General features: G+C 64.4%; 19 protein-coding genes and 1 pseudogene. 14 read left to right on the top strand and 6 right to left on the bottom strand.

The window, feature by feature from the left end:
- Positions 1-46 precede the first annotated feature (46 nt).
- The 5 genes from AC26AR_RS00585 to hemC form a co-directional block, all read right to left on the bottom strand.
- Positions 47-631 carry a DUF2780 domain-containing protein gene (locus AC26AR_RS00585; RefSeq protein ID WP_077379535.1) on the bottom strand — a complete coding sequence of 195 codons (585 nt, stop codon included), beginning with the start codon at positions 629-631 and terminating at the stop codon, positions 47-49.
- 407 nt (positions 632-1038) lie between these two features.
- Positions 1039-2262, bottom strand: a complete 1224-nt coding sequence (locus AC26AR_RS00580; RefSeq protein WP_077379537.1) for a heme biosynthesis HemY N-terminal domain-containing protein — start codon at positions 2260-2262, stop codon at positions 1039-1041.
- Positions 2259-3824 carry a uroporphyrinogen-III C-methyltransferase gene (locus AC26AR_RS00575; RefSeq protein WP_488107385.1) on the bottom strand — a complete coding sequence of 522 codons (1566 nt, stop codon included), beginning with the start codon at positions 3822-3824 and terminating at the stop codon, positions 2259-2261. The genes AC26AR_RS00580 and AC26AR_RS00575 overlap by 4 nt, the downstream gene beginning before the upstream one ends.
- On the bottom strand, positions 3825-4760 hold the full coding sequence (locus AC26AR_RS00570; RefSeq protein ID WP_488107384.1) for a uroporphyrinogen-III synthase: 936 nt from the start codon (positions 4758-4760) through the stop codon (positions 3825-3827).
- Positions 4753-5700, bottom strand: coding sequence for a hydroxymethylbilane synthase (gene hemC / locus AC26AR_RS00565; protein ID WP_488107383.1), 948 nt, complete (start codon positions 5698-5700; stop codon positions 4753-4755). The genes AC26AR_RS00570 and hemC overlap by 8 nt, the downstream gene beginning before the upstream one ends.
- 282 nt (positions 5701-5982) lie before the next feature.
- On the opposite strand from hemC, the gene argH reads away from it, so the two are divergent.
- From argH to AC26AR_RS00525, 8 genes and pseudogenes are all read left to right on the top strand, one after another.
- Entirely contained in the window at positions 5983-7377 is a 1395-nt protein-coding gene (gene argH / locus AC26AR_RS00560; protein WP_077379988.1) for an argininosuccinate lyase, read from the top strand.
- Between the two features lie 92 nt (positions 7378-7469).
- Positions 7470-7604: pseudogene (gene lptM / locus AC26AR_RS00555) on the top strand (LPS translocon maturation chaperone LptM); the annotation flags it as partial.
- Positions 7605-7738: 134 nt separating this feature from the next.
- Positions 7739-9010 (top strand): diaminopimelate decarboxylase, encoded by a 1272-nt coding sequence (gene lysA / locus AC26AR_RS00550; RefSeq protein WP_077379542.1) that lies wholly within the window; start codon positions 7739-7741, stop codon positions 9008-9010.
- Positions 9010-9840 (top strand): diaminopimelate epimerase, encoded by an 831-nt coding sequence (gene dapF / locus AC26AR_RS00545; protein ID WP_077379544.1) that lies wholly within the window; start codon positions 9010-9012, stop codon positions 9838-9840. Before lysA ends, dapF begins: the two co-directional genes overlap by 1 nt.
- Positions 9841-9910: 70 nt before the next feature.
- Positions 9911-10702, top strand: a complete 792-nt coding sequence (locus AC26AR_RS00540) for a DUF484 family protein (RefSeq protein ID WP_488107382.1) — start codon at positions 9911-9913, stop codon at positions 10700-10702.
- Entirely contained in the window at positions 10699-11757 is a 1059-nt protein-coding gene (locus AC26AR_RS00535; protein ID WP_488107381.1) for a tyrosine recombinase XerC, read from the top strand. The genes AC26AR_RS00540 and AC26AR_RS00535 overlap by 4 nt, the downstream gene beginning before the upstream one ends.
- Positions 11757-12479: an HAD family hydrolase gene (locus AC26AR_RS00530; protein ID WP_084209499.1), complete on the top strand. Its 723-nt coding sequence runs from the start codon at positions 11757-11759 to the stop codon at positions 12477-12479. Before AC26AR_RS00535 ends, AC26AR_RS00530 begins: the two co-directional genes overlap by 1 nt.
- A gap of 222 nt (positions 12480-12701) precedes the next feature.
- Positions 12702-13151: a hypothetical protein gene (locus AC26AR_RS00525; RefSeq protein WP_488107380.1), complete on the top strand. Its 450-nt coding sequence runs from the start codon at positions 12702-12704 to the stop codon at positions 13149-13151.
- A gap of 177 nt (positions 13152-13328) precedes the next feature.
- On the opposite strand, the gene yihA is transcribed toward AC26AR_RS00525, so the two are convergent.
- The gene (yihA, locus tag AC26AR_RS00520) at positions 13329-14018 is read right to left on the bottom strand and encodes a ribosome biogenesis GTP-binding protein YihA/YsxC (RefSeq protein WP_077379554.1); all 690 of its coding nucleotides are present in this window, start codon (positions 14016-14018) and stop codon (positions 13329-13331) included.
- A 314-nt stretch (positions 14019-14332) separates the two neighbouring features.
- Here yihA and AC26AR_RS00515 point away from each other — a divergent pair, with 314 nt between their 5' ends.
- From AC26AR_RS00515 to AC26AR_RS00490, 6 genes are all read left to right on the top strand, one after another.
- Positions 14333-15016 carry a c-type cytochrome gene (locus tag AC26AR_RS00515; protein ID WP_404983391.1) on the top strand — a complete coding sequence of 228 codons (684 nt, stop codon included), beginning with the start codon at positions 14333-14335 and terminating at the stop codon, positions 15014-15016.
- A 261-nt stretch (positions 15017-15277) separates the two neighbouring features.
- On the top strand, positions 15278-15922 hold the full coding sequence (locus AC26AR_RS00510; protein WP_084209502.1) for a thiol:disulfide interchange protein DsbA/DsbL: 645 nt from the start codon (positions 15278-15280) through the stop codon (positions 15920-15922).
- Positions 15922-16758: an endonuclease/exonuclease/phosphatase family protein gene (locus AC26AR_RS00505; protein ID WP_077379556.1), complete on the top strand. Its 837-nt coding sequence runs from the start codon at positions 15922-15924 to the stop codon at positions 16756-16758. The genes AC26AR_RS00510 and AC26AR_RS00505 overlap by 1 nt, the downstream gene beginning before the upstream one ends.
- 503 nt (positions 16759-17261) lie before the next feature.
- Entirely contained in the window at positions 17262-17831 is a 570-nt protein-coding gene (locus AC26AR_RS00500) for a TRAP transporter small permease subunit (RefSeq protein ID WP_084209503.1), read from the top strand.
- Positions 17831-19237, top strand: coding sequence for a TRAP transporter large permease (locus AC26AR_RS00495; RefSeq protein ID WP_077379560.1), 1407 nt, complete (start codon positions 17831-17833; stop codon positions 19235-19237). The genes AC26AR_RS00500 and AC26AR_RS00495 overlap by 1 nt, the downstream gene beginning before the upstream one ends.
- A gap of 251 nt (positions 19238-19488) precedes the next feature.
- A complete protein-coding gene (locus AC26AR_RS00490; protein WP_240499768.1) occupies positions 19489-20535 on the top strand; it encodes a TRAP transporter substrate-binding protein in 1047 nt (348 codons plus the stop codon).
- Positions 20536-20572 lie beyond the last annotated feature (37 nt).

Raw genomic sequence — 20572 nt, 5'->3', positions numbered from 1 at the left:
TGTGCGGGCGTAAACCGATGCCTCACACCTCATGCGCGAGGCTGGCTCAGGAGCCGGTGCCCCACAGGCCAGACAGTGAGCTCAGCAGCGTCGAGCTGACACCTTCGCCACCCATGTAGCTGAGCAGCACCGGCGCGAACTGGGACACCATGCTGCTGTCCATGCCCAGCGCGGAGAAGGCGCTGTCCAGAGACGCACTGTCATCGACATTGCCGACGGTGCTGGCCAATGCCGTGGCATTGTCATTGCCGCTCAGGCTGGCAAGGCTGGACAGGGTCGAGAGAGAGCTGCTGCTGGTCAGGCTGGACAGCTGCGGCACTTCACTGGACAGCTCGGAGGTCGCGCTGGAACCCAGCTGGGACTGAGCCAGTGCCAGCATGGCAGCGGAGCCACCCAGCGCCTGGGTGGAAGACACGCCCAGCTGGGAGGTCAGGCTGGACATCAGGTCGGCTGCCGGCAGGGACTGGCCCGTCTGGCTGCTCAGCATGCTGCTGGCCAGGCTCATCATGGAGCTGGAGGAGCTGGAGGAACTGGCGGTGTTGCCGGAAGAGCTGTTGCCGGTAGCGGCACAGCCGGCAAGTGACACGGCCAGTACGGAGGCGCCCATCAGGGCCAGGGACTTTTGCAACATGCAGACTCCATTATGTCTTGGGGATAAGCCGAACAAGGCTCAGGAATGGCCTGCCGTGACGGCAGATCATTCATCACGCGGAATCATCGCACGGAGGAAATGCCGACAGCCAGCGCCATGGGTGCCCAGCGCCCCACGGCGGGTATGGATCGCCGGTTGCAGGGTCTGCAACCCCGAGTCTTGCAGGGCCGCCCGAGACCGCTACCGGCTCAGACCCGCCCCACCACGGAGGGGGAAAAGCGCCATCTGACAGGCAAAAAGAAGGGTATCCCGTCACGCCATGGCATGAACGCGGATACCCGGAGAGTAACCAATGTCCACCGACCAGAGACCTGGCCGGCGGCAGTTTTTCATCTTCTCGCGAAATGAGGAAACAATGTGCAGCGCCGCCCGACGGGCGGCGTCGATCAGGCGTTGTCCTTGCTGGGCTGCGGCAGCGCCGGCAGTGAACGATCCAGCAGCTCGACGCTCTGGCGGTAGTAGAGCTGGCTCTTGTTGTGCTCGCCAAGGTTGGCGAACAGACGTGCCAGCTCGGCACACACCGTGCCGCTCGGACGCTGACGCTGACTGGCCTCGAAATACTCCTGCGCCTTGCCCCAGTTGGCATTGCGCAATGCCAGTCGACCCAGCGACAGCAGCAGGTCCGGGTCATTCGGACGCTCCTGCAGCCACTTCTCGGCATACACCAGCTGACGCGGCGCATCCACGTCCAGCAGGCCATAGCGCAGCACCAGACGTGAATCCCAGCATTCCTTCAGCGAGTGACGCAGCAGGCGCTCTGCCAGCCCTTCCTGCCCACCGGCGATCAATGCCTCGGCATACAGGGCGACCAGATTCACGTCGCTGCGCAGGTGGTCCGGCATGTCGGCCCACAGGTTGCGCACGCGCTCGATGTCTTCCGGATTGCGCGCGGCCTGCTGGATCAGTGCCACGTAGGCGCGCTGTTCCAGCTCCTTCTTCTCTTCCGGTGAGATGAGGTCCTGCTTGTCGAGACGCGGCATCAGGCGACGCAGGCCATCCCAGTCATTCACCGCCAGATACGCCTGCTTGAGCAGTTTGAGGACCTGCGGGTGCTCGCCGAGCTGCTTGTCGAGACGCGTCAGCGTCGCGAGTGCCTGCTCGTGCTGCTGACGATCCAGCATCAGCTGCGCCTGCACCAGCCCCACGGCACTCTCGGAGCCCTGAGTGGACTCATGAGCACGCTTGAGCAGCGTATCCGCCTGCTCGAAACGCCCCTGATAGTGGGCGGCGAGTGCTGCGGACAGATAGTTGACCAGCGGTGTGCTGGAGTCCTCCGCAGAATGGGTCAGCGACTTCTCGGCACGCTTCCAGCGGCCTTCGGCCAGTGCCACCAGGCCACGCACGGTCTTGCGAGTGGCATTGCGATGGCGCGTGCGGCTGTTCCACACCTTGAGGCGCGAGAACGGATGCGCGAAACGCGACAGCAGACGCAGGCCGAAATGCAGTACCACGAAGGCGCCCAGCAGCAGCACCAGCCCGAACCAGAAGGACGTCTGGACCGAGGTATCACCGACACGAATCAGCCAATAGCCGGGGAACGACTGCATCAGCTGACCGAACAGCGCACCGATGGCCAGGCCGATGATGATCAGCAGTATCAGTTTTCTCATGCCTCACCACCCCCGGACTGGGCGCGGCGTTCGATCAGCTCACGCAGCGTGTTGAGAGATGCGGAGATATCCGGAAGCTCCGGGCGGATGGTCTTGCCCTTGAGGTCTTCCAGCTTGGCGACGGCATTCTGCACGCCATCGGTCTTGGTATCGTAGTAGCCGTTGACCAGCGTGATCGCCTTGTCGATGGCCGCCTGATACAGCTTCGGCTCTTCCTTGAGCAGCGCCAGCTGGGCCTGCTCGAGCACCAGACGCACGTTCTGGCGCAGATAGGATTCCTGCTCCGGCGTGATCAGGGCTTCCAGTGCCTCATCATGACGACGCACGGTGACCAGATTCTTCAGCTCATTGCCGAAGCGCGCCAGCTGCTGCTGCCAGCCGCCGGTGGGCGGAGCGTCGTTCTCGACCTTGGCGGCGATCTCGGCCACGTCCTGCTTGAGCGGCAGACGCGCCAGCTGTTCCTGCTCGGCGAGCAGCGCCAGGTAGATGCCACTGCGGTCGACACGCGGCACGCTGTCGAGGCTGGCCAGCTCGGACTGGATCGCCTTGCGAACCGGCAGCAGGGCGGGGTTGTCCGCCTCGGCGATACGCGCATCGGCGTTCTCGAGCAGTGCGTCGGCACCGTTCACGTCACGCTCCAGCTGCAGACGCTGATTGGCGAGACGCAGCAGGTATTCGGCCTCCGCGTAATGCCAGTCGCGGGCATCGGTCTGCTGGGTCTTGCTGAGCTCCTCGAGCACCTTGTTGAGCGCCTGCTCGGTCTGCTGGCTCTCGCCGGACAGACGCTTGTCGAGATCACTGACCTGCGACGCGTTCTTGTCGAGCTTGCCGGACAGGCTGGCGACCTTGCTCTCGACCTGGCCGACCTGCTGGGTCACGGATTCGCTGACCTGCTTGTCGAGGCCCTGGGCATCCGGCAGGGCGTTCAGACGCTGCCAGCCGAACCAGGCCAGTACCGCGACGACGATGGCAAGAAGAATGACCAGCACCAGTGCGATGCCGCCGGCAGCACTCTTCTTGCTGCCCTGCGGCTCGCTCGGCGGCGTGCCTCCTCCCGCGCCACCCATGGCGGCACCGGCACTCTTGCCCGTCACGCCGCTCTTGTCTGAAGCCCCTCCCTTGCCTGAGGCAGCGCCCTTGCCGGACGCCGTCGAGGCAGTGGTCGTCTCGGCGGCAGGCGCGGTATCGGTCTGCTTCGGGAAGGGAGATTTCGCGCCGGAAGGCGTCGAGGCGTTATCGTCGGAAGTCTGGCTCACGGGCGTGGACTCGCTGGCAGTGGAGGATGAAGAGGAGGAGCTGCCCTGTTCCTTTCCCCGTCCGCGACGGTTGCGCCCGCCACGCGAGCGTCGCTCACGTGGGGCGTCAGCCGTGGCGGATGACGAGGAAGAGGAGGACGAACGGGAGGCCTCGGCGCCAGGGCGGCCAGAGGCAGTGTCTTCGGCGTGTTCGCCGGGAGCGGAAGAGGCATCTGATGCGCGAGCGGCAGCATCCTTGTCGCTCGGCTTGCCTGGCGTGGTGCCGGCAGAGCCGTGGTCTTCCTGATCGTGTTCTCGGTTGCTCATCTACGCTTGCCCTTTTCCGGATTCTTGGGAATCGATGGCCTCGCGCGGACCAGGCGCAGTGGCGCCGGTCTCTCTCGCATGGCGAGTCGGGGCGCAGGCATCCAGCACTGCCTGCCTCAGGGCCCCGGGTGAGGCATCCGCGGCGACCGTCACGCGCTCGAACCCATGAGCGTGTGCCAGTGTAGCCAAACGGTTGCTCGACACGATTAGCGGTTGGTTCAAGGTCCGCGTCGTTGCCGAGGTCACTACCGCCTCAAGCAGCGTATTGCTGGTCACTACCATTGCATCATACGCGCCCGCCGCCAGACGGCCAGCCTGTTGAGAGGACAAAGCCAACGGAAGGCGTCGATAAAGCGCCAGACGCGTCACCTGGGCACCGCGTGCCACCAGGGTGTCCTCCAGCAGGGCGCGCCCGCCTTCTCCGGCCGCCAGCAGCCAGCGCTGCCCCTGAAGCTGCTGCAGGGACGGCAGCGAGAGCAGGGCCTCGCTGGTCGTGCCGACCGGGGCATCCACCTCGACATGTGCGCCACGCGTGGCGTGTGGCGGCACTCTCACCCGAACGCCGAGGCGTGAGTGGAGTACCTCTGCCGTCGCGGAGCCCACCGCGTAGAAGGCAAGCCCCTCGGGCAATTGCGGCCACCAGTCTTCCAGCCAGTCCGCCAGGTAGCCGGCGGCCTGAGGCGAGATGACCACCACCCCTCGATAGAGGTCGATGTCGAGAATCGCCTGACGCCCGGCGGGCTCCAGCGGCAGCGGCTCGAGCGCCATCAGCTTCAGGCACTCCACGGCGCAGCCAACGTCTCTCAGCATCGCATCAAGCACGGCACCGCGCGAGCCCGGACGCGTCGTCAGCACTTCAAGAGACGACCGCCCACTCGATGCCGCGCGAGGCATCGCCCGGTCATCCACCTCCGCATGGCGGGCGCCATCAGTCACGCGCATCGCCATAGACCGCCGCCAGAATCTCGCCGGCCCCCTGCTGCAACAGATCTTCCGCCACGGCGATGCCCAGCGCTTCGGGCGTATCGGCCGGACCACGCGCCTCGGCACGCAGGATGACGCTGCCATCGGGATTGCCGACCAGTGCCCGCAACCACAGCTGCCTGCCACCCTCTTCCAGCACGGCATAGCCACCGATCGGTACCTGGCAGCCACCTTCCAGATGCGTATTCATGGCGCGCTCGGCCAGCACGCAACGACTGGAGTCTTCATGAGCCAGCGGCTCGAGCAGCGCAAGAATCTCCTCGTCCTGGAGATTGCATTCGATGCCCAGCGCGCCTTGTCCACAGGCCGGCAGACAGGTCTCGGCGTCCATCTCGGCGGTGATGCGTGCATCCAGTTCGAGGCGCTGCAGGCCGGAGGTGGCGAGGATGATGGCGTCGAACTCACCGGCATCCAGCTTGCCGAGACGCGTCTGGACATTGCCGCGCAGGCTGAGCACCTCGAGATCCGGACGGGCGGCCTTGGCCTGCAGGCCACGACGCAGGCTGGAGGTGCCCAGGCGAGCCTCCTGGGGGAGCGCGTCAAAGTTGGCGTGGTCGTTGGAGACGAACGCATCGGTGGGCGCATGGCGCTCGAGAATCACGGCCAACCCCAGCGATTCCGGGAAATGCATCGGCACGTCCTTCATGGAGTGCACGGCGATGTCGGCGCGGCCATCCAGCATGGCTTCTTCCAGTTCCTTCACGAACAGGCCCTTGCCGCCGATCTTGGCCAACGGCGTGTCGAGAATCTTGTCGCCCCGCGTGGACATCGGCACCAGCTCGACCGTCAAGCCGGGATGCAGGGCTTCCAGACGTGCCTTGACGTGTTCAGCCTGCCACAGGGCAAGCAGGCTCTTGCGGGTCGCGATACGCAGGGTCTCACGGCGGGACACGGCATTCTCCTTGGGACGCGCGACGCTGGCGCGACAGTCGAAACGTTCGTGACGGCCAACATTGGCCGCCACCGGATACCGTCATCATAAAGCCACTGATGGCCAAGGGGAAAATCCCCGGAAGCGTCACGATGACACGCCTCCCTGGCCGCAACGCATCTTGGTGCGCGCCCCCCTCGCCCATCCGACGGAGTCTGGTACACTCCAAGGTCAACGATACCGGCTGCGCGACCGTGCACCGGACGCCGAACTCTGGACATGTCACCACAATTCGAGATCCCGATGAGCGAATCTACCAATCAGTCCTGGGGCGGCCGCTTCAGCGAGCCGACCGATGCCTTCGTGGCCCGCTTCACCGCGTCCGTCGATTTTGATCAGCGCATGGCGCAGCACGACATTCGCGGCTCCATCGCCCACGCCACCATGCTGGCCGGCGTCGGCGTGCTGAGCGAGGAAGAGCGCGACACCATCATCGAAGGACTGAAGGAGATCAGCGAAGAGATCGCTCGCGGCGAATTCGAGTGGTCCGTCGCGCTGGAAGATGTGCACATGAACATCGAGGCACGTCTGACCGCCAAGATCGGCAACACCGGCAAGAAGCTGCACACCGGTCGCTCACGCAATGATCAGGTGGCCACCGACATCCGCCTTTACCTGCGCGACGAGATCGACGTCATCGACGCCGAGCTGACGCGTCTGCGGGAAGGCATGCTGGGCCTGGCCGAGCAGGAAGCCGACACCATCATGCCGGGCTTCACTCACCTGCAGAGCGCTCAGCCGGTCACCTTCGGCCACCATCTGCTGGCGTGGCAGGAAATGGTCGCCCGTGACCAGGACCGCCTGCGTGACTGCCGTGCCCGCATGAACGTGCTGCCGCTGGGCGCCGCGGCGCTGGCCGGTACCACCTTCCCCATCGACCGCCACGTCACCACCGAGCTGCTCGGCTTCGATCGCCCGACCGAGAACAGCCTCGACTCCGTCAGCGACCGTGACTTCGCCATCGAATTCACCAGCTTCGCCAGCCTGCTGATGATGCACCTGTCACGCATGAGCGAAGAGCTGGTGCTGTGGACCAGCGCCCAGTTCGACTTCATCGATCTGCCGGATCGCTTCTGCACCGGTTCCTCCATCATGCCGCAGAAGAAGAACCCGGACGTGCCGGAACTGGTGCGTGGCAAGACCGGCCGTGTCTATGGCCACCTGATGAGCCTGCTGACCCTGATGAAGTCCCAGCCGCTGGCCTACAACAAGGACAATCAGGAAGACAAGGAGCCGCTGTTCGATACCATCGATACCGTGCGCGGTAGCCTGCGCGCCTTCGCCGACATGATTCCGGCGATCCGCGCCAAGTCCGACAACATGTACGCCTCGGCCAGCAAGGGCTTCGCCACCGCGACTGACCTGGCGGATTACCTGGTGCGCAAGGGTGTCGCCTTCCGGGATGCCCACGAGATCGTCGGCAAGTCCGTCGCCTTCGGCATCGAGCAGAAGCGTGACCTGTCCGAGATGACGCTGGATGAACTCAAGCAGTTCTCCGACACCATCGAACAGGACGTCTTCGACGTGCTCACGCTGGAAGGTTCCGTCGCGGCGCGCAATCACATCGGGGGCACCGCGCCGAATCAGGTGCGTGCTGCCGTGCAGCGTGCACGTGAGGCGCTGACCAGCCGCGCCTGAAACCGTCAAGTCGGGGCCTGACCGTGTAATGCGCCGTCAGGCCCTCACCGCTTCATCGTCAGCTGCCAGGAGGCCGCCCGATGCGTCATCTGATGAGCCAGTCCGCCCGTCACGCCCTTCGTACCCTTGCGGGCCTGCTGCTGGGTGCAGGCCTTCTGACCGGCTGCGGTCAGAAGGGCCCGCTGTATCTGCCGGCGGACGCCGATGCCGGCGGTCAACGTGCCGAGGCACCCGCCCCTGCACCGGCTGCCGCCGAGACAGAGCGCACCGCCGCTACCGAGACTTCCGGCAGCGACGCCTGAGCCCCCCTTACATCTCCGGCGGGTGATACCCGCCGGCGCGACATCTTGCAGGCCGGATCATGGATCACTTCGTATATCAGGATGGCGTGCTGCACGCCGAAGACGCCTCTCTCGCCACGCTGGCCGAGCAGTTCGGCACGCCTTGCTACGTCTACAGCCGTGCCACGCTGGAGCGCCACTTCAAGGCCTATCAGGATGCGCTGGGCGACCACCCGCATCTGATCTGTTACGCCGTGAAGGCCAACTCCAACCTGGCGGTGCTCAACGTGCTGGCACGTCTGGGTGCCGGCTTCGACATCGTCTCCGCCGGTGAGCTGGAGCGCGTCCTCAAGGCCGGCGGAGACCCCGCCAAGGTCGTGTTCTCCGGCGTCGCCAAGCAGGCCGCCGAGATGCAGCGCGCACTGGAGCTGGGCATCAAGTGCTTCAACGTCGAATCGCTGCCCGAGCTTGAGCGCCTCAATGCCGTCGCCGGTCGCCTCGGGCGTATCGCACCGGTGTCGCTGCGCATCAACCCGGACGTCGATGCCGGCACCCACCCGTACATCTCCACCGGCCTCAAGGCCAACAAGTTCGGCATTCCGGTCGAGCAGGCGCTGGAGGTCTACGAGACCGCCGCCGCCATGGAGCACGTCAAGGTGGTAGGCGTCGATTGTCATATCGGCTCCCAGCTGACCGAGCTGGCGCCGTTCCTCGACTCCCTCGAGCGCCTGCTGGTGCTGCTGGACCGCCTGCGCGAGCGCGGCATCATCATCGAGCATCTGGATCTCGGCGGCGGCCTCGGCGTGCCCTACCAGAACGAGACGCCGCCGGAGCCCTTCGCCTACGCAAGCGCCCTGCTGGAACGCCTGGCGCGCTACGAGCATGGCAACGAGATGACACTGCTGTTCGAGCCGGGTCGCTCCATCGCCGCCAACGCCGGCGTCCTGCTGACCCGTGTCGAGTACCTCAAGCCCGGCGAAGAGAAGAACTTCGCCATCATCGATGCCGGCATGAATGACCTGATCCGTCCGTCGCTGTATCAGGCGTGGCAGAACATCGTGCCCGTCGACACGCGCGAGTCACGTGCAAGCGCCAGCTACGACGTGGTCGGCCCGGTCTGCGAGACAGGCGACTTCCTGGGCAAGGACCGCGAACTGGCCATCGCCCCGGGCGACCTGCTTGCCGTTCGCTCCTCCGGCGCCTATGGCTTCGTGATGGCCTCCAGCTACAACAGCCGCTGTCGTCCCGCCGAAGTGATGGTGGATGGCGGCCAGATGCACCTGGTGCGTCGCCGCGAACGTCTGGAAGAACTGTGGACCGGTGAGCAACTGCTGCCGGAAGGTGATGACTGATGCTGGTGCACTTCACCAAGATGCACGGTCTGGGCAATGACTTCATGGTCATTGACCTGATCTCCCAGCGTGGCCGCCTGCGCGATGCCGATATCCGACGGCTTTCGCATCGCAATTTCGGTATCGGCTTCGACCAGCTGCTGGTGGTCGAGCCACCCCGTGACCCGGACATGGACTTCCGCTATCGCATCTACAATGCCGATGGCAGCGAAGTCGAGAACTGCGGCAACGGGGCCCGCTGCTTTGCGCGCTTCGTGCTCAATCAGCGCCTGACCACCAAGCGCGAGATCCGCGTCGAGACCGCCGGTGGCCCGCTGACACTGGTAGTGGCCGATGACGGGCGAGTCCGCGTCGACATGGGCGCTCCGCGCTTCGCCCCCGCCGCGCTGCCCTTCGAGGCCGAGACGGATCTGCCGGTGCATGCGCTGGAGGTCGGCGGCGAGTCCCTGGAGATCGGTGTCGTCTCGATGGGCAACCCCCATGCGGTGCTGCTGGTCGACAGCGTCGACGAGGCACCGGTACGAGAGGTCGGTCCGCTGATCGAAGCGCATCCGCGCTTCCCCAGGCGCGTCAATGCCGGCTTCCTGGAAGTCGTCTCGCCCCATGAAGCGCGCCTGCGCGTCTTCGAGCGTGGCGTCGGCGAGACGCTGGCCTGTGGCACCGGTGCCTGTGCGGCCGTCGCTTCCGGCATTCGTCGTGGCCTGCTCGCCAGTCCTGTCGATGTCACGCTGCCTGGCGGCACCCTGAGCATCGAATGGGGCGGCGAAGGTCACCCTGTCTTCATGACCGGCCCTGCCGAGACCGTCTTCGAAGGCCGCATCATCCTGTAAGCCGCCGCTGACAGGGGACGCCTGCGCGAAGCGCCGGCGTCCCGTCGCCAACCCTCGCAAGGAGAGCCATATGGCCGAGCCACCCGCCTCACGTCGCCCGCGCACGCTGGACCCGGACCGGGTCGCCGAGTGGCTGGCCACGCATCCGGATTTCTTCGAGGGTCGGGAAGGGTTGCTCCAGCAGCTGCGCGTGCCACACCCCGAAGCACGCGGTGGCAGCGTCTCGCTGCTGGAGCGGCTGGTGCATGACCTGCGCGGACGTACCGAGCAGGCCGAGGCGCGTCTCGAGGAGCTGCTCAATACCGCCCGCGACAATGAAAGCCGCTATCAGCGACTGCGTCAGATCGTGCTGGATCTGATGGATGCCGAATCGGATGATGCCCTTGCGGAGACTCTGGCAACCCGTCTCAGCGAGCTGTTCGACATCGCCGCCGTCTGCCTGTGGCAACGCGGCGCTGGCCCCGCGACCCAGCCACCGCGTCAGGTGCTCGATGATGCGCGTGCCGAGCAATTCGAGCGCCTGCTCGAAGGCCGCGCCAGCCGTTGCCTGGCGATGCCACGCACGCGCTGGGAAGCCCTGCTGCCGGACCATGGCTGGCCGCTGGGGGCGGAGTGCCACGACCTGGTCGAGGCCAGCCAGGCGGATGCCACGCGCGGCTCCGCCGTCATCGTGCGCCTGACCCGTGGCGAATGCCTGGGCTATCTGGTGGTCGCCAGTGCCGAGGCCGAGCAGTTCCGTGCCGGACTCGACACTCTCTTCCCCGAATATCTCGGCGATGTGCTGGCGCGCTGCCTCGGGCGTCATGCGACGAGTCACACCTCAGACTCCGCTGCCTCGCGTGATGATCAGGCCGCGCGATGAGCGCCTCTGACCTCCCGGATGACTCCCTCGACACTGCGAGGCGCCAGGCGCTGACCCGCCCTTGCCAGCAGTTTCTCGCCCATCTTGCCCAGGACAGCAGCGCGGCGACCGTGAGCGCCTATCAGCGCGATCTCGAGGCACTGATCCACTTCATGTTGCGCCCCTCACCGGCCGAGACCACGGTGGATGCCGACACCAGCGCCACCGCTCGGCCTCCTGCAGACTGGCAGGCCCTGGATGTGCCGACGCTACGCCGCTTCCTGGGCGCTGAGCGCAGTCGTGGGCTCGCCCCCCGTTCACTGGCCCGACGTCGCGCGGCGATCAGTCGTTTCTGTGGCTGGCTGGTCGATCACGGCATTCTGTCGCACAACCCGGCGGGCCTGGTACAGACACCGCGCCTGCCGGACCACCTGCCTCGTCCGGTGGACATCGACAGCCTGTCACGCTTTCTCGACTGCCCGCACGACGGCACGCCGCTGGCGATCCGCGATCAGGCCATGCTGGAGCTGCTCTACGGCTCGGGGCTGCGACTCTCGGAACTGGTCAGTCTCGATCTCGACATGCTGGAGACACGCCGCCTGCGCGTGCGCGGCAAGGGCAACAAGCCTCGCCAGCTGCCCATCGGCTCGCGGGCGCGTCAGGCGCTGGATGCCTGGCTGAAGGTGCGTGGCCAACTCGCGCCTGCTGACGAGACTGCCCTGTTCGTCGGCCAGCGAGGCCAGCGGCTGGGACAACGCGGCGTGCAGCTTCGTCTGGTGACGCAAGCGAAGACACGCGGCCTGCCGGAGCACCTGCACCCCCACCGACTCCGCCATTCCTTCGCCAGCCATCTGCTGGAATCCAGTGGCGATCTGCGCGCCGTGCAGGAGTTGCTGGGCCATGCCCATCTCTCCACGACCCAGGTGTATACCCGACTCGACTGGCAACAGCTGGCCAGCGCCTACGACCAGGCGCACCCCCGTGCACGTCGCCAGCGTGGGCCAGAAGAGGCAACGCCGGCTGACATTGACGCCGCCTCCCCTGCTGATGTTCCGCTCAAGGATGATCCCCTGTGATGCCCGTAACGACGCCTTCGCTGACCGCATTGACCTTCGATCTCGATGACACCCTGTGGGCCAATCGCCCGATCATGGAGCGCGCCGAGACGGAACACTACGCCTGGCTGGACGGTGAGATCGGTCATGCCACTGATTTTCCCCTCGAGGAATATACCCGTCGCCGCATGGCACTCGGGCTGGAACATCCCTTGCGACGTGGTGACTTCACCTGGCTGCGCCGTGAAGCCATGCGCATCATGCTGCGTGATGCCGGCCATGGCGAAAAGGAAGCCCATCACTGGTCACATGCGGCCGTCGAACGCTTCCTGGCATTGCGCCACGAATTGCAGCCCTTTCCGGAAGCCAGCGAGCTGCTCGACTCACTGGCCCGGCATTACCGCCTCGGCGCCATCACCAATGGCAATGTCGACCTGACACGCCTGGCGCTGGACCATCATTTCGAGTTCAGCATCGCCGCCGGCGAATGGCTGGCGCCCAAGCCGGATGCACGCCCCTTCCTCGCCGCCATGGCACGTCTGGGCAGCCGCCCCTCCACCACGCTGCATGTCGGCGACTCATGGAAGGAAGATGCCCTGCCGGCAGTACGTCTCGGCATGCAGGCGGCATGGATCGACGTGAAGGGGCGTGGCGCGCCGGAGCCGGTTCCCGCCGGAGTCCATGTCATCTCGCATGTCCGGGAGCTTCCGGAACTGTTGCGGCACCTGAATGCATCACGATGAAACGACAGCGCTTCTGACCTTCCAGACCTGACCGTCGGTTACCTGCTGTCACCTGTACTGACGTTCCAGAAAAGCGATACACAAATTAAAACTTGTACAACTTTATGGCGGAGACCATATTTGTTGTACAAGTTTCTCGTGCCTGACGACCCAGCCTTCCACGGGCCTGCCAGGGTCATCCGAGAACTCACGTTCGATGTCGTCGCGACTGGAGAGGACAGCATGAGCACTCAATCATCATCTCGGCGTGTCATCTGCCAGACTTGGCAATATTCCCGCGCCATCAGTGACGACGCCGAGTCCCGCGACGCCACCGACATCATCGAGAGATTCCAGCAGGATCCCGGTCCGCTGGCCCTGCCGCATGCCAGTGCCTGGCAGGGAGTGTTGATCGGCACAGGACAGGTCGTGCTCTGCGCCATGCTGATCGTACTGGCGGTCTACAGTGCGCGAACCAGCATGGAAAACGCCACGCGAGGCGTGACCTCGGTACCGGCAGCGATCATCGACATGTCGGGCGGTGATCCACGGGCACGCAGCCTGAATGCCTCTGCCGACAGCTCCCAGGGTGGCCACCTGACACGTTTCGAGGTGCGGGCGAGCCAGGCTGCGATGCCGCAGGTCCCTCAGCGGCTGCTGTCAGAAAACGCCACTCCCAGTCTGTTCATGTGAGCAGTGATGAACGGTGACAGGCGATCGGTCACAGGCGGCCGACCCCGCCAGGGCAGAGGTCTGGACGCCCCATAACTGGATGCCCCATAACTGGACGCCCCACAAAAGAGACGCCGGTCACCCTTGGGTGACCGGCGTCTCTTTTTATGCAGCAGCACATGTCATGACACGGACGACTCAGTCGTCGAACGGGTCCTGGGGGGCTTCATCGGCCTCACCCTCCGTGACACCTTCCATCACCGCCGGGTCCGCCAGCCACTCATCGAGCTTGGCGTGCACCTGCTCGACTCCCGAATACTTGAGCGACGAGAACAGCTGCACGGTGACGAGGTCTTCCCACTCCTTGAGGGCGTGCCGTACCTTCTGGAGGCTCGCCGCTGCCGGTCCACGCTTCAGCTTGTCCGCCTTGGTCAGCAGGATATGCACCGGCATCTGTGCCTCATCGGCCCAGCCCAGCATCATCTGGTCGAATTCGGACAGCGGGTGACGCACATCCATCAGCAGCACCAGGCCGCGCAGCGACTGGCGGTTGCGCAGGTAGTTGGACAGATGGGACTGCCACTCACGCTTCACCTTGTCCGGCACCTTGGCATAGCCATAGCCGGGCAGGTCGACCAGATGGCGGCCCGTTTCACCGATGGTGAAATAGTTGATCAGCTGAGTGCGGCCAGGCGTCTTGGAGGTACGCGCCAACGCCTTCTGGGACGTCAGGGCATTGATGGCGCTCGACTTTCCGGCGTTGGAGCGACCGGCAAAGGCCACCTCGGCACCGACATCCGTCGGGCACTGGGCCAAGGTGGCGGCGCTGATCAAGAAGCGTGCCTGACGATAGTGAAGCTTGGGGGACGGAGTGGCTGACTCGGCCATGAGAATCTGAATACCTGTTGATGGCGGACGTCTCGCCCGCGCGACATCACGTGAGAGCAGAAGAAACGGCCGGTGAAACGGAATAGAGCACCACTGGCGCTGTCAGCTCGACAGGCAGGCGGCAGGCACATTAACGCGCCCTGAAGGGGATTCGCTATACTGCCGAAATGACAAGCATCACGCTCATGATGCGCTAGTGTACCACCCAGCTCTCACGGGCTGCGAGGCGTCTGACGTAGTTCTCCTCGGGTGATGCTTGCCACCAGCGCCGGGATGACTCCACTGCGGGATTTGCGCAAACAGGGACCAGTGACATGAACAAGCTGATGAGATCACCGCAGCACCGTGAAGGGCCGCTGAGCTCGAGCTGGGGCGTACTTGCCACGACGATTTTCGCCACCTTGAGCGCCCTGCTGGCGCTCGGCCTCTCGCCCCGCGCCGGCGCAGACGAGATCACCGCGGATGCCAGCGCCGGCCAGGCCAAGGCAGCCGTCTGTGCTGCCTGCCATGGCGCGCAGGGCGTGTCCCCAGCCTCCGCCTTCCCGCACCTCGCCGGACAGAAGGCCCATTATCTGCGCAAGCAGATCACGGATATCCGCGAGAGTCGTCGCGCGGTTCCCCAGATGGCAGGCCTCACCGACACCCTGAGCGATCAGGACATTGCCGATATCGCGGCCTATTATGCCGAGCAACCCGCCAATCGCGGCCAGGCAGAGCCCGACGCCGCGAAAGCAGGTGAGGTGCTGTACCGGGCCGGCTCGCTTGAGCGAGGTATCGCGGCCTGTACCGCCTGCCACGGCCCTCGCGGCGAGGGGATTGATTCAGCAGGCTATCCTGCGCTGGCTGGGCAATTCCCCGCCTACACCATCACCTCGCTGACGGCCTTTCGTGACGGCACGCGTGACAACGACCCCAATGACATCATGAGCAGCATCGCCGCACGCATGAGCGACAGCGACATGCAGCAGGTCGCCGAGTATCTTCACGGCCTGCGCTGAGGCATCCAGTCAGGCAGATGTCACGTATGACATCTGCGATGGCGACCGGCTCCGGCACGGCGTGGCATGCTCAGCACGGCAACGTGGTCGAACGGCGTTCATCCAGCGGTCAACCTTGTCACGCTAGGCTGGCCAGACAGTGATCCGCCGTGTCCCGCCCGGCAGTCTCGACAGCGGTGGTGGCTGACACGCATACTCGATGCATCACTAATGTTGCCGGGTCTCATGCCCGGGCATGCCTCAACCCGATGGAGATGTTCCATGAAGTGGAAACCCCTACTGACTCTGGTGGCGGGCCTTGGCCTGTCAGCAAGCGTGTTCGCCGCTGAAGCTGGCAAGGACTATCAGGTACTCGACGAACCGGTGAAGACCGATGCACCGGCCGGCAACGTCGAAGTGGTCGAGGCATTCTGGTATGGCTGCCCGCACTGCTACGCACTGGAATCCAGCCTCGAGCCCTGGGTCGATGAGCTGCCCGGTGACGTGACCTTCCATCGTCTGCCGGCCACCATGGGGCAGGACTGGGTCAAGCACGCCTATGCCTTCTATGCCGCCAAGGATCTGGGCATTCTCGATCAGACCCACAAGGCCTTCTTCGATGCCATCCACAAGGACCACCAGCGTCTCACCGACCCGGAAGACATCGCCGCCTTCTACAGCGACTACGGTGTCAGCGAAGAAGACGCCGAGAAGTCCCTGACCTCCTTCGGCGTGAAGAGCCAGGTCAATCAGGCACACGCACAGATGCGCGCCTACAAGATCATGGGTGTCCCCGCACTGATCGTCGACGGTCGCTATGTCGTCTCTCCGAGCACGGCTGGCTCGCTCAAGAACATGCTCAAGATCACCGATGAGCTGGTCGAGCAGGTGCGTGAAGAGAAGGCTGGCGACAAGGACGCCGCCTGATGGCAGAGGCCGCTGACGACTCCCCAGTGGCCGCCGACGCAGCGGATGATGCCGGGCATGGATTGTCGGGTTCGCCGCTGCGTCTGCTGACCTTCAACATGCAGGTCGGTATCCATACCGCGGCGTGGCATCACTATGTCACCCGCGGTTGGCAACATCTGCTGCCACATCCCAAGCGCCACCGCCGCCTGGAACTGATTGCCGGGGCCATCACGCCTTACGACATCGTCGGGCTGCAGGAAGTCGACGGCGGCAGCTTCCGCTCCGGCAACGTCAATCAGGTGGACGCGCTGGCCGAGACGGCTCACTTCCCGCATCGCTATCAGCAGCTCAATCGCAACCTCGGCCGGCTGGCACAGCACAGCAACGGCCTGTTGTCGCGCCTGCCGATCAGCCATCTCGAAGAGCACAGCCTGCCCGGCACCCTGCCGGGGCGAGGCGCCATCCATGCTCGCTTCGGCGAGGGGGAGCATGCGCTGCATGTCTTCGTCACGCATCTGGCACTTGGCGCGCGAATCCAGCGCAAGCAGCTCGATTATCTCGGAGAGCTGATCGCACCGCTCAAGCACGTCATCGTGATGGGCGACCTGAACTGCACCCTGGCTCAACTGCGCCAGCACAAGGGATTCTGCGAGGCGCTCGACTCGCGGCCCAGCAAGGCGATCAACAGCTATCCTGCCTGGCAGCCACGGCGGGGTCTGGACCATATTCTGGCCTCCTCCACCCTGCACATCGAGCACCCCAGCACCCTGTCCCACCTCTTCTCCGACCATCTGCCTCTTGCGGTGGAAGTGCACCTCCCCGTGGCCTGTCAGAAGGCGCTTGGTCTGGCCTGACACGCCCTCACCTCAATTCTCAGTCCTCTCACGGGTGCCTGGATATCACCCTCGATATCCGCCGGGACCCGCCTGTCCGTCACCTTGATTGCCACCTTCCCGTTCCCGTCCTGCATGGATTTTTCAATCCAAGTGACTGAATCGAAAGATATATCTCGCCTGTCAGACCAATGATCCATTTGTCACTGGCCAGCCACTCGCTACTCTTGGCCTGTCCGAGGGCGTGGATTAATCGTGAAAGCAACGCTGATGACTGCCGAGAGCCTGCATGGCCTCACTGGTATCTGCCATCCACCAGCGTGGAATAGCGTTGTCTGAAACGACGATTGCCGGATTGCCGACGTCTCATCAAAGCTACAACATGAGCAAAGCCTGAACTGATGTGACGATCGTCAGCGTGCACACGAGATCGCCCCGACTACGATGACGGCACACGCAACGCCAGACTCGGCAACAACAACGCCAACAAATATCACCTGCTACCCGCAGGCCAAGGGGATTCCATGTCTGCCACTGCCTCTACCCCCGGCTGGCTCACAGGGCTCGACCGCATGACCGAAGGGCTGGGACGCTGCGTGTCCTGGCTGGTCGTCATCATGATGCTGGTCGAATTCGCCATCGTGATGCTGCGCTACGCCTTCAACATCAACAGCATTCCGATGCAGGAATCCGTGATGTACATGCACGCGACCGTCTTCCTGCTCGCCGCCAGCTACACGCTCAAGCATGACAACCATGTCCGCGTGGATATCTTCTACCAGCGCATGTCCCATCGCGGGAAGTCGTGGATCGACCTCGGCGGCACCCTGTTCCTGCTGTTCCCGGTGATGATCTTCATCCTGCTCTCGAGCCTGGGTTATGTCGGCGACTCATGGAGCATCAAGGAAGCCTCCCCCGAATCCGGTGGCCTGCCTGGCGTCTATCTGCTCAAGAGCCTGATCCCCGCGGTCGCCATCCTGATGATGCTGCAAGGTGTCGCTGAAGCTGGTCGCCACCTCCTGTTCCTGTGCGGGCGGCTGCCGTCGCCGCATGCGAGCGATGACACCCCTGATCACGATGAGGAGCTGGTGTAATGCTCGAGATCATGCCGCTGCTGCTGTTCGTGTGTATCTGTGTCGTTCTCATGCTGGGCTATCCGGTGGCGCTGTCGCTTGCCGGTACCGCGCTGGCCTTCGCCGGGCTGGGCATGGGGCTGGACGCGCTGGGCATTACCCAGGGCGTATTCGATGCCAGCTTCCTGTCGGCGATGCCCAATCGCCTCTACGGCACCATGACCAATCAGACGTTGCTGGCCGTGCCATTGTTCGTGTTGATGGGCGTGCTGCTGGAAAAATCGAAGGTCGCCGAGACGCTGCTCGACGCCATGGCATTGATGTTCGGCTCACTGCGTGGCGGCCTGGGCATCTCCGTGACCATCGTCGGCATGTTGCTGGCGGCCTCCACCGGTATCGTCGGCGCGACCGTCGTGACCATGGGCCTGCTGTCACTGCCCACCATGCTCAAGCGTGGCTATGACCCGTCGCTCGCCACTGGCGCCATCTGTGCCACCGGCACCCTGGGACAGATCATTCCGCCGTCCATCGCACTCGTTCTGCTGGGCGACGTACTGTCTTCCGCCTATCAGCAGGCGCAATTGTCGATGGGCATCTGGAGCCCGAAGACCGTCTCGGTGGGCGACCTGTTCATCGGCGCCCTGGTGCCGGGCCTGATCCTGGTGGTCGCCTATATCGTCTACATCGCCATCATCGCCTGGCTCAAGCCCGAGAAGGCGCCGGCCGTGGACCGTGACGCGCTGATGAAGGAGCTGGGCCACACCGGTGGCATCGGCTGGCTGCTTCTCAAGGGACTGGTGCCGCCAATCGTGCTGATCGTCTGCGTGCTGGGCTCGATTCTCGGCGGACTGGCCACGCCGACAGAAGCCTCCGCCGTGGGTGCCTTCGGCGCGCTGATGCTGGCCGTCGCCAACCGCAAGCTGAGCTTCAAGACGCTGACAGAAGTCGTGCGCTCCACCACCAACGTCACCACGATGGTCTTCCTGATCCTGATCGGTGCGGCGCTGTTCTCGCTGGTGTTCCGTGGTTTCGGCGGCGAAGAGGTCGTCACCGAGATCTTCGAGAACATGCCCGGAGGGGTCATCGGTGCCACCCTGGTGGTGATGCTGGTGATCTTCCTGCTCGGCTTCATCCTCGACTTCATCGAGATCACCTTCGTGGTGGTGCCGATCGTCGGCCCGGTGCTGCTGGCCATGGGCCTCGACCCGATCTGGCTGGGCATCATGATCGCCATCAACCTGCAGACCTCCTTCCTGACGCCGCCCTTCGGTTTCGCGCTGTTCTATCTGCGCGGCGTCGCGCCCAAGGAAGTCAGCACCAAGCAGATCTACAAGGGCGTCATTCCGTTCATCCTGATCCAGCTGTGCATGCTGGGGGCACTGGCAGCCTTCCCGGGCCTGGCCACCTGGCTGCCGGCCCAGTTCTAGGCCACGACTGACGAGACAGTACAAGAACAGAACACGGACAGAACAAATACAGAGCAGCAACTGAATTGGCGGGGCTCGCCCCGCCAGCTGATGGGAGAGCCGCCAGACGGCTCATGCAGATGCACGGGAGCCGTTCGCGGCCCACCTCTTGCCCAGCGCCAGTCCCTGACCGGTGCACAACAACAATCGGGCACTTCAAGGAGCATGCCATGCAACTCAACAAACTCGCCTTCGGCATCGCCGTCGGCACCATGACCGCCATGGGCACCCTGCCGGCCATCGCCAATGCCGCGGATACCTACACCTGGAAGATGGTCACCTCGTGGCCGAAGAACTTCCCGGGCGTAGGCCAGGGTCCCGAGCGCCTCGCGCGCCTCGTCGATGAGATGTCTGATGGACGCCTCAAGATCAAGGTCTACGGCGCCGGACAGCTGGTGCCGGGCTTCGAGGTACTGGACACCGTCTCTTCCGGTACGGCGCAGATCGGCCACTCGGCCTCCTACTACTGGAAAGGCAAGGCGCCGGAAGCCCAGTTCTTCGCCGCCGTCCCCTTCGGCATGACCGCACAGGAAATGAACGCCTGGCTGCATTACGGCGGGGGTCTGGAGCTCTGGAACGAGGTCTATGACAAGTTCGGTGTCGAAGTCATGGCCGGTGGTGCCTCGGGCGTGCAGATGGGCGGCTGGTTCAACAAGGAGATCAACTCGGTTGCCGATCTCGACGGCCTGAAGATGCGCATGCCGGGGCTGGGTGGCGATGTCATGCAGCAGATGGGCGTGGCGACCGTCAGCATGCCGGGCGGCGAGATCTTCACCTCGCTGCAGTCCGGCGCCATCGATGCCACCGAATGGATCGGGCCGTACAACGACCTGGCCTTCGGTCTCTATCAGGCCGCCAAGTACTACTACTATCCGGGCTGGCACGAGCCGACCGTCACCTTCGAGGCCATCGTCAATGACGACGCCATGGCCGAGCTGCCCAAGGACCTGCAGGCCATCCTGCGCTCCGCGGTACGTGACGTGAACCAGGACATGCTCGACGAGTACACCGCGCGCAACAACGATGCCCTCGAGACACTGCTCAACGAGCACAAGGTCGAGCTGCGTCGCTATCCGCAGGACGTGCTCGACAAGGCACGCGAACTGTCAGGCGAAGTGGTCAAGAAACTCGGCGACTCCAATGAGCTGGCAGGCCGCATCTACGAGTCCTACACCACCTTCGAAGGCAAGGTCGAGAAGTGGCACGAAGTCTCCGAACAGGCCTTCCTGAACGCCCGTAATCCAGAAGGCATTCAGTAACGAGTCCCAGCTTTACCTGCGCCGCTCTCCCGCGAGA

Source organism: Cobetia sp. PS-4MA, from assembly GCF_057670765.1.
Note: the sequence above shows the minus strand (reverse complement) of the source record. Positions and strands in the feature narration are given on the sequence as shown.

Excerpts from the sequence above, each read along its gene's own strand:
- argH (WP_077379988.1), top strand. The coding sequence starts at position 5,983 with ATGAGCGAATCTACCAATCAGTCCTGGGGCGGCCGCTTCAGCGAGCCG.
- lysA (WP_077379542.1), top strand. The coding sequence starts at position 7,739 with ATGGATCACTTCGTATATCAGGATGGCGTGCTGCACGCCGAAGACGCC.
- AC26AR_RS00575 (WP_488107385.1), bottom strand. The coding sequence starts at position 3,824 with ATGAGCAACCGAGAACACGATCAGGAAGACCACGGCTCTGCCGGCACC.
- AC26AR_RS00495 (WP_077379560.1), top strand. The coding sequence starts at position 17,831 with ATGCTCGAGATCATGCCGCTGCTGCTGTTCGTGTGTATCTGTGTCGTT.
- AC26AR_RS00515 (WP_404983391.1), top strand. The coding sequence starts at position 14,333 with ATGAACAAGCTGATGAGATCACCGCAGCACCGTGAAGGGCCGCTGAGC.
- yihA (WP_077379554.1), bottom strand. The coding sequence starts at position 14,018 with ATGGCCGAGTCAGCCACTCCGTCCCCCAAGCTTCACTATCGTCAGGCA.
- AC26AR_RS00580 (WP_077379537.1), bottom strand. The coding sequence starts at position 2,262 with ATGAGAAAACTGATACTGCTGATCATCATCGGCCTGGCCATCGGTGCG.
- AC26AR_RS00530 (WP_084209499.1), top strand. The coding sequence starts at position 11,757 with ATGCCCGTAACGACGCCTTCGCTGACCGCATTGACCTTCGATCTCGAT.
- AC26AR_RS00500 (WP_084209503.1), top strand. The coding sequence starts at position 17,262 with ATGTCTGCCACTGCCTCTACCCCCGGCTGGCTCACAGGGCTCGACCGC.
- AC26AR_RS00505 (WP_077379556.1), top strand. The coding sequence starts at position 15,922 with ATGGCAGAGGCCGCTGACGACTCCCCAGTGGCCGCCGACGCAGCGGAT.
- AC26AR_RS00540 (WP_488107382.1), top strand. The coding sequence starts at position 9,911 with ATGGCCGAGCCACCCGCCTCACGTCGCCCGCGCACGCTGGACCCGGAC.
- AC26AR_RS00510 (WP_084209502.1), top strand. The coding sequence starts at position 15,278 with ATGAAGTGGAAACCCCTACTGACTCTGGTGGCGGGCCTTGGCCTGTCA.
- AC26AR_RS00490 (WP_240499768.1), top strand. The coding sequence starts at position 19,489 with ATGACCGCCATGGGCACCCTGCCGGCCATCGCCAATGCCGCGGATACC.
- AC26AR_RS00585 (WP_077379535.1), bottom strand. The coding sequence starts at position 631 with ATGTTGCAAAAGTCCCTGGCCCTGATGGGCGCCTCCGTACTGGCCGTG.
- dapF (WP_077379544.1), top strand. The coding sequence starts at position 9,010 with ATGCTGGTGCACTTCACCAAGATGCACGGTCTGGGCAATGACTTCATG.
- AC26AR_RS00535 (WP_488107381.1), top strand. The coding sequence starts at position 10,699 with ATGAGCGCCTCTGACCTCCCGGATGACTCCCTCGACACTGCGAGGCGC.
- AC26AR_RS00525 (WP_488107380.1), top strand. The coding sequence starts at position 12,702 with ATGAGCACTCAATCATCATCTCGGCGTGTCATCTGCCAGACTTGGCAA.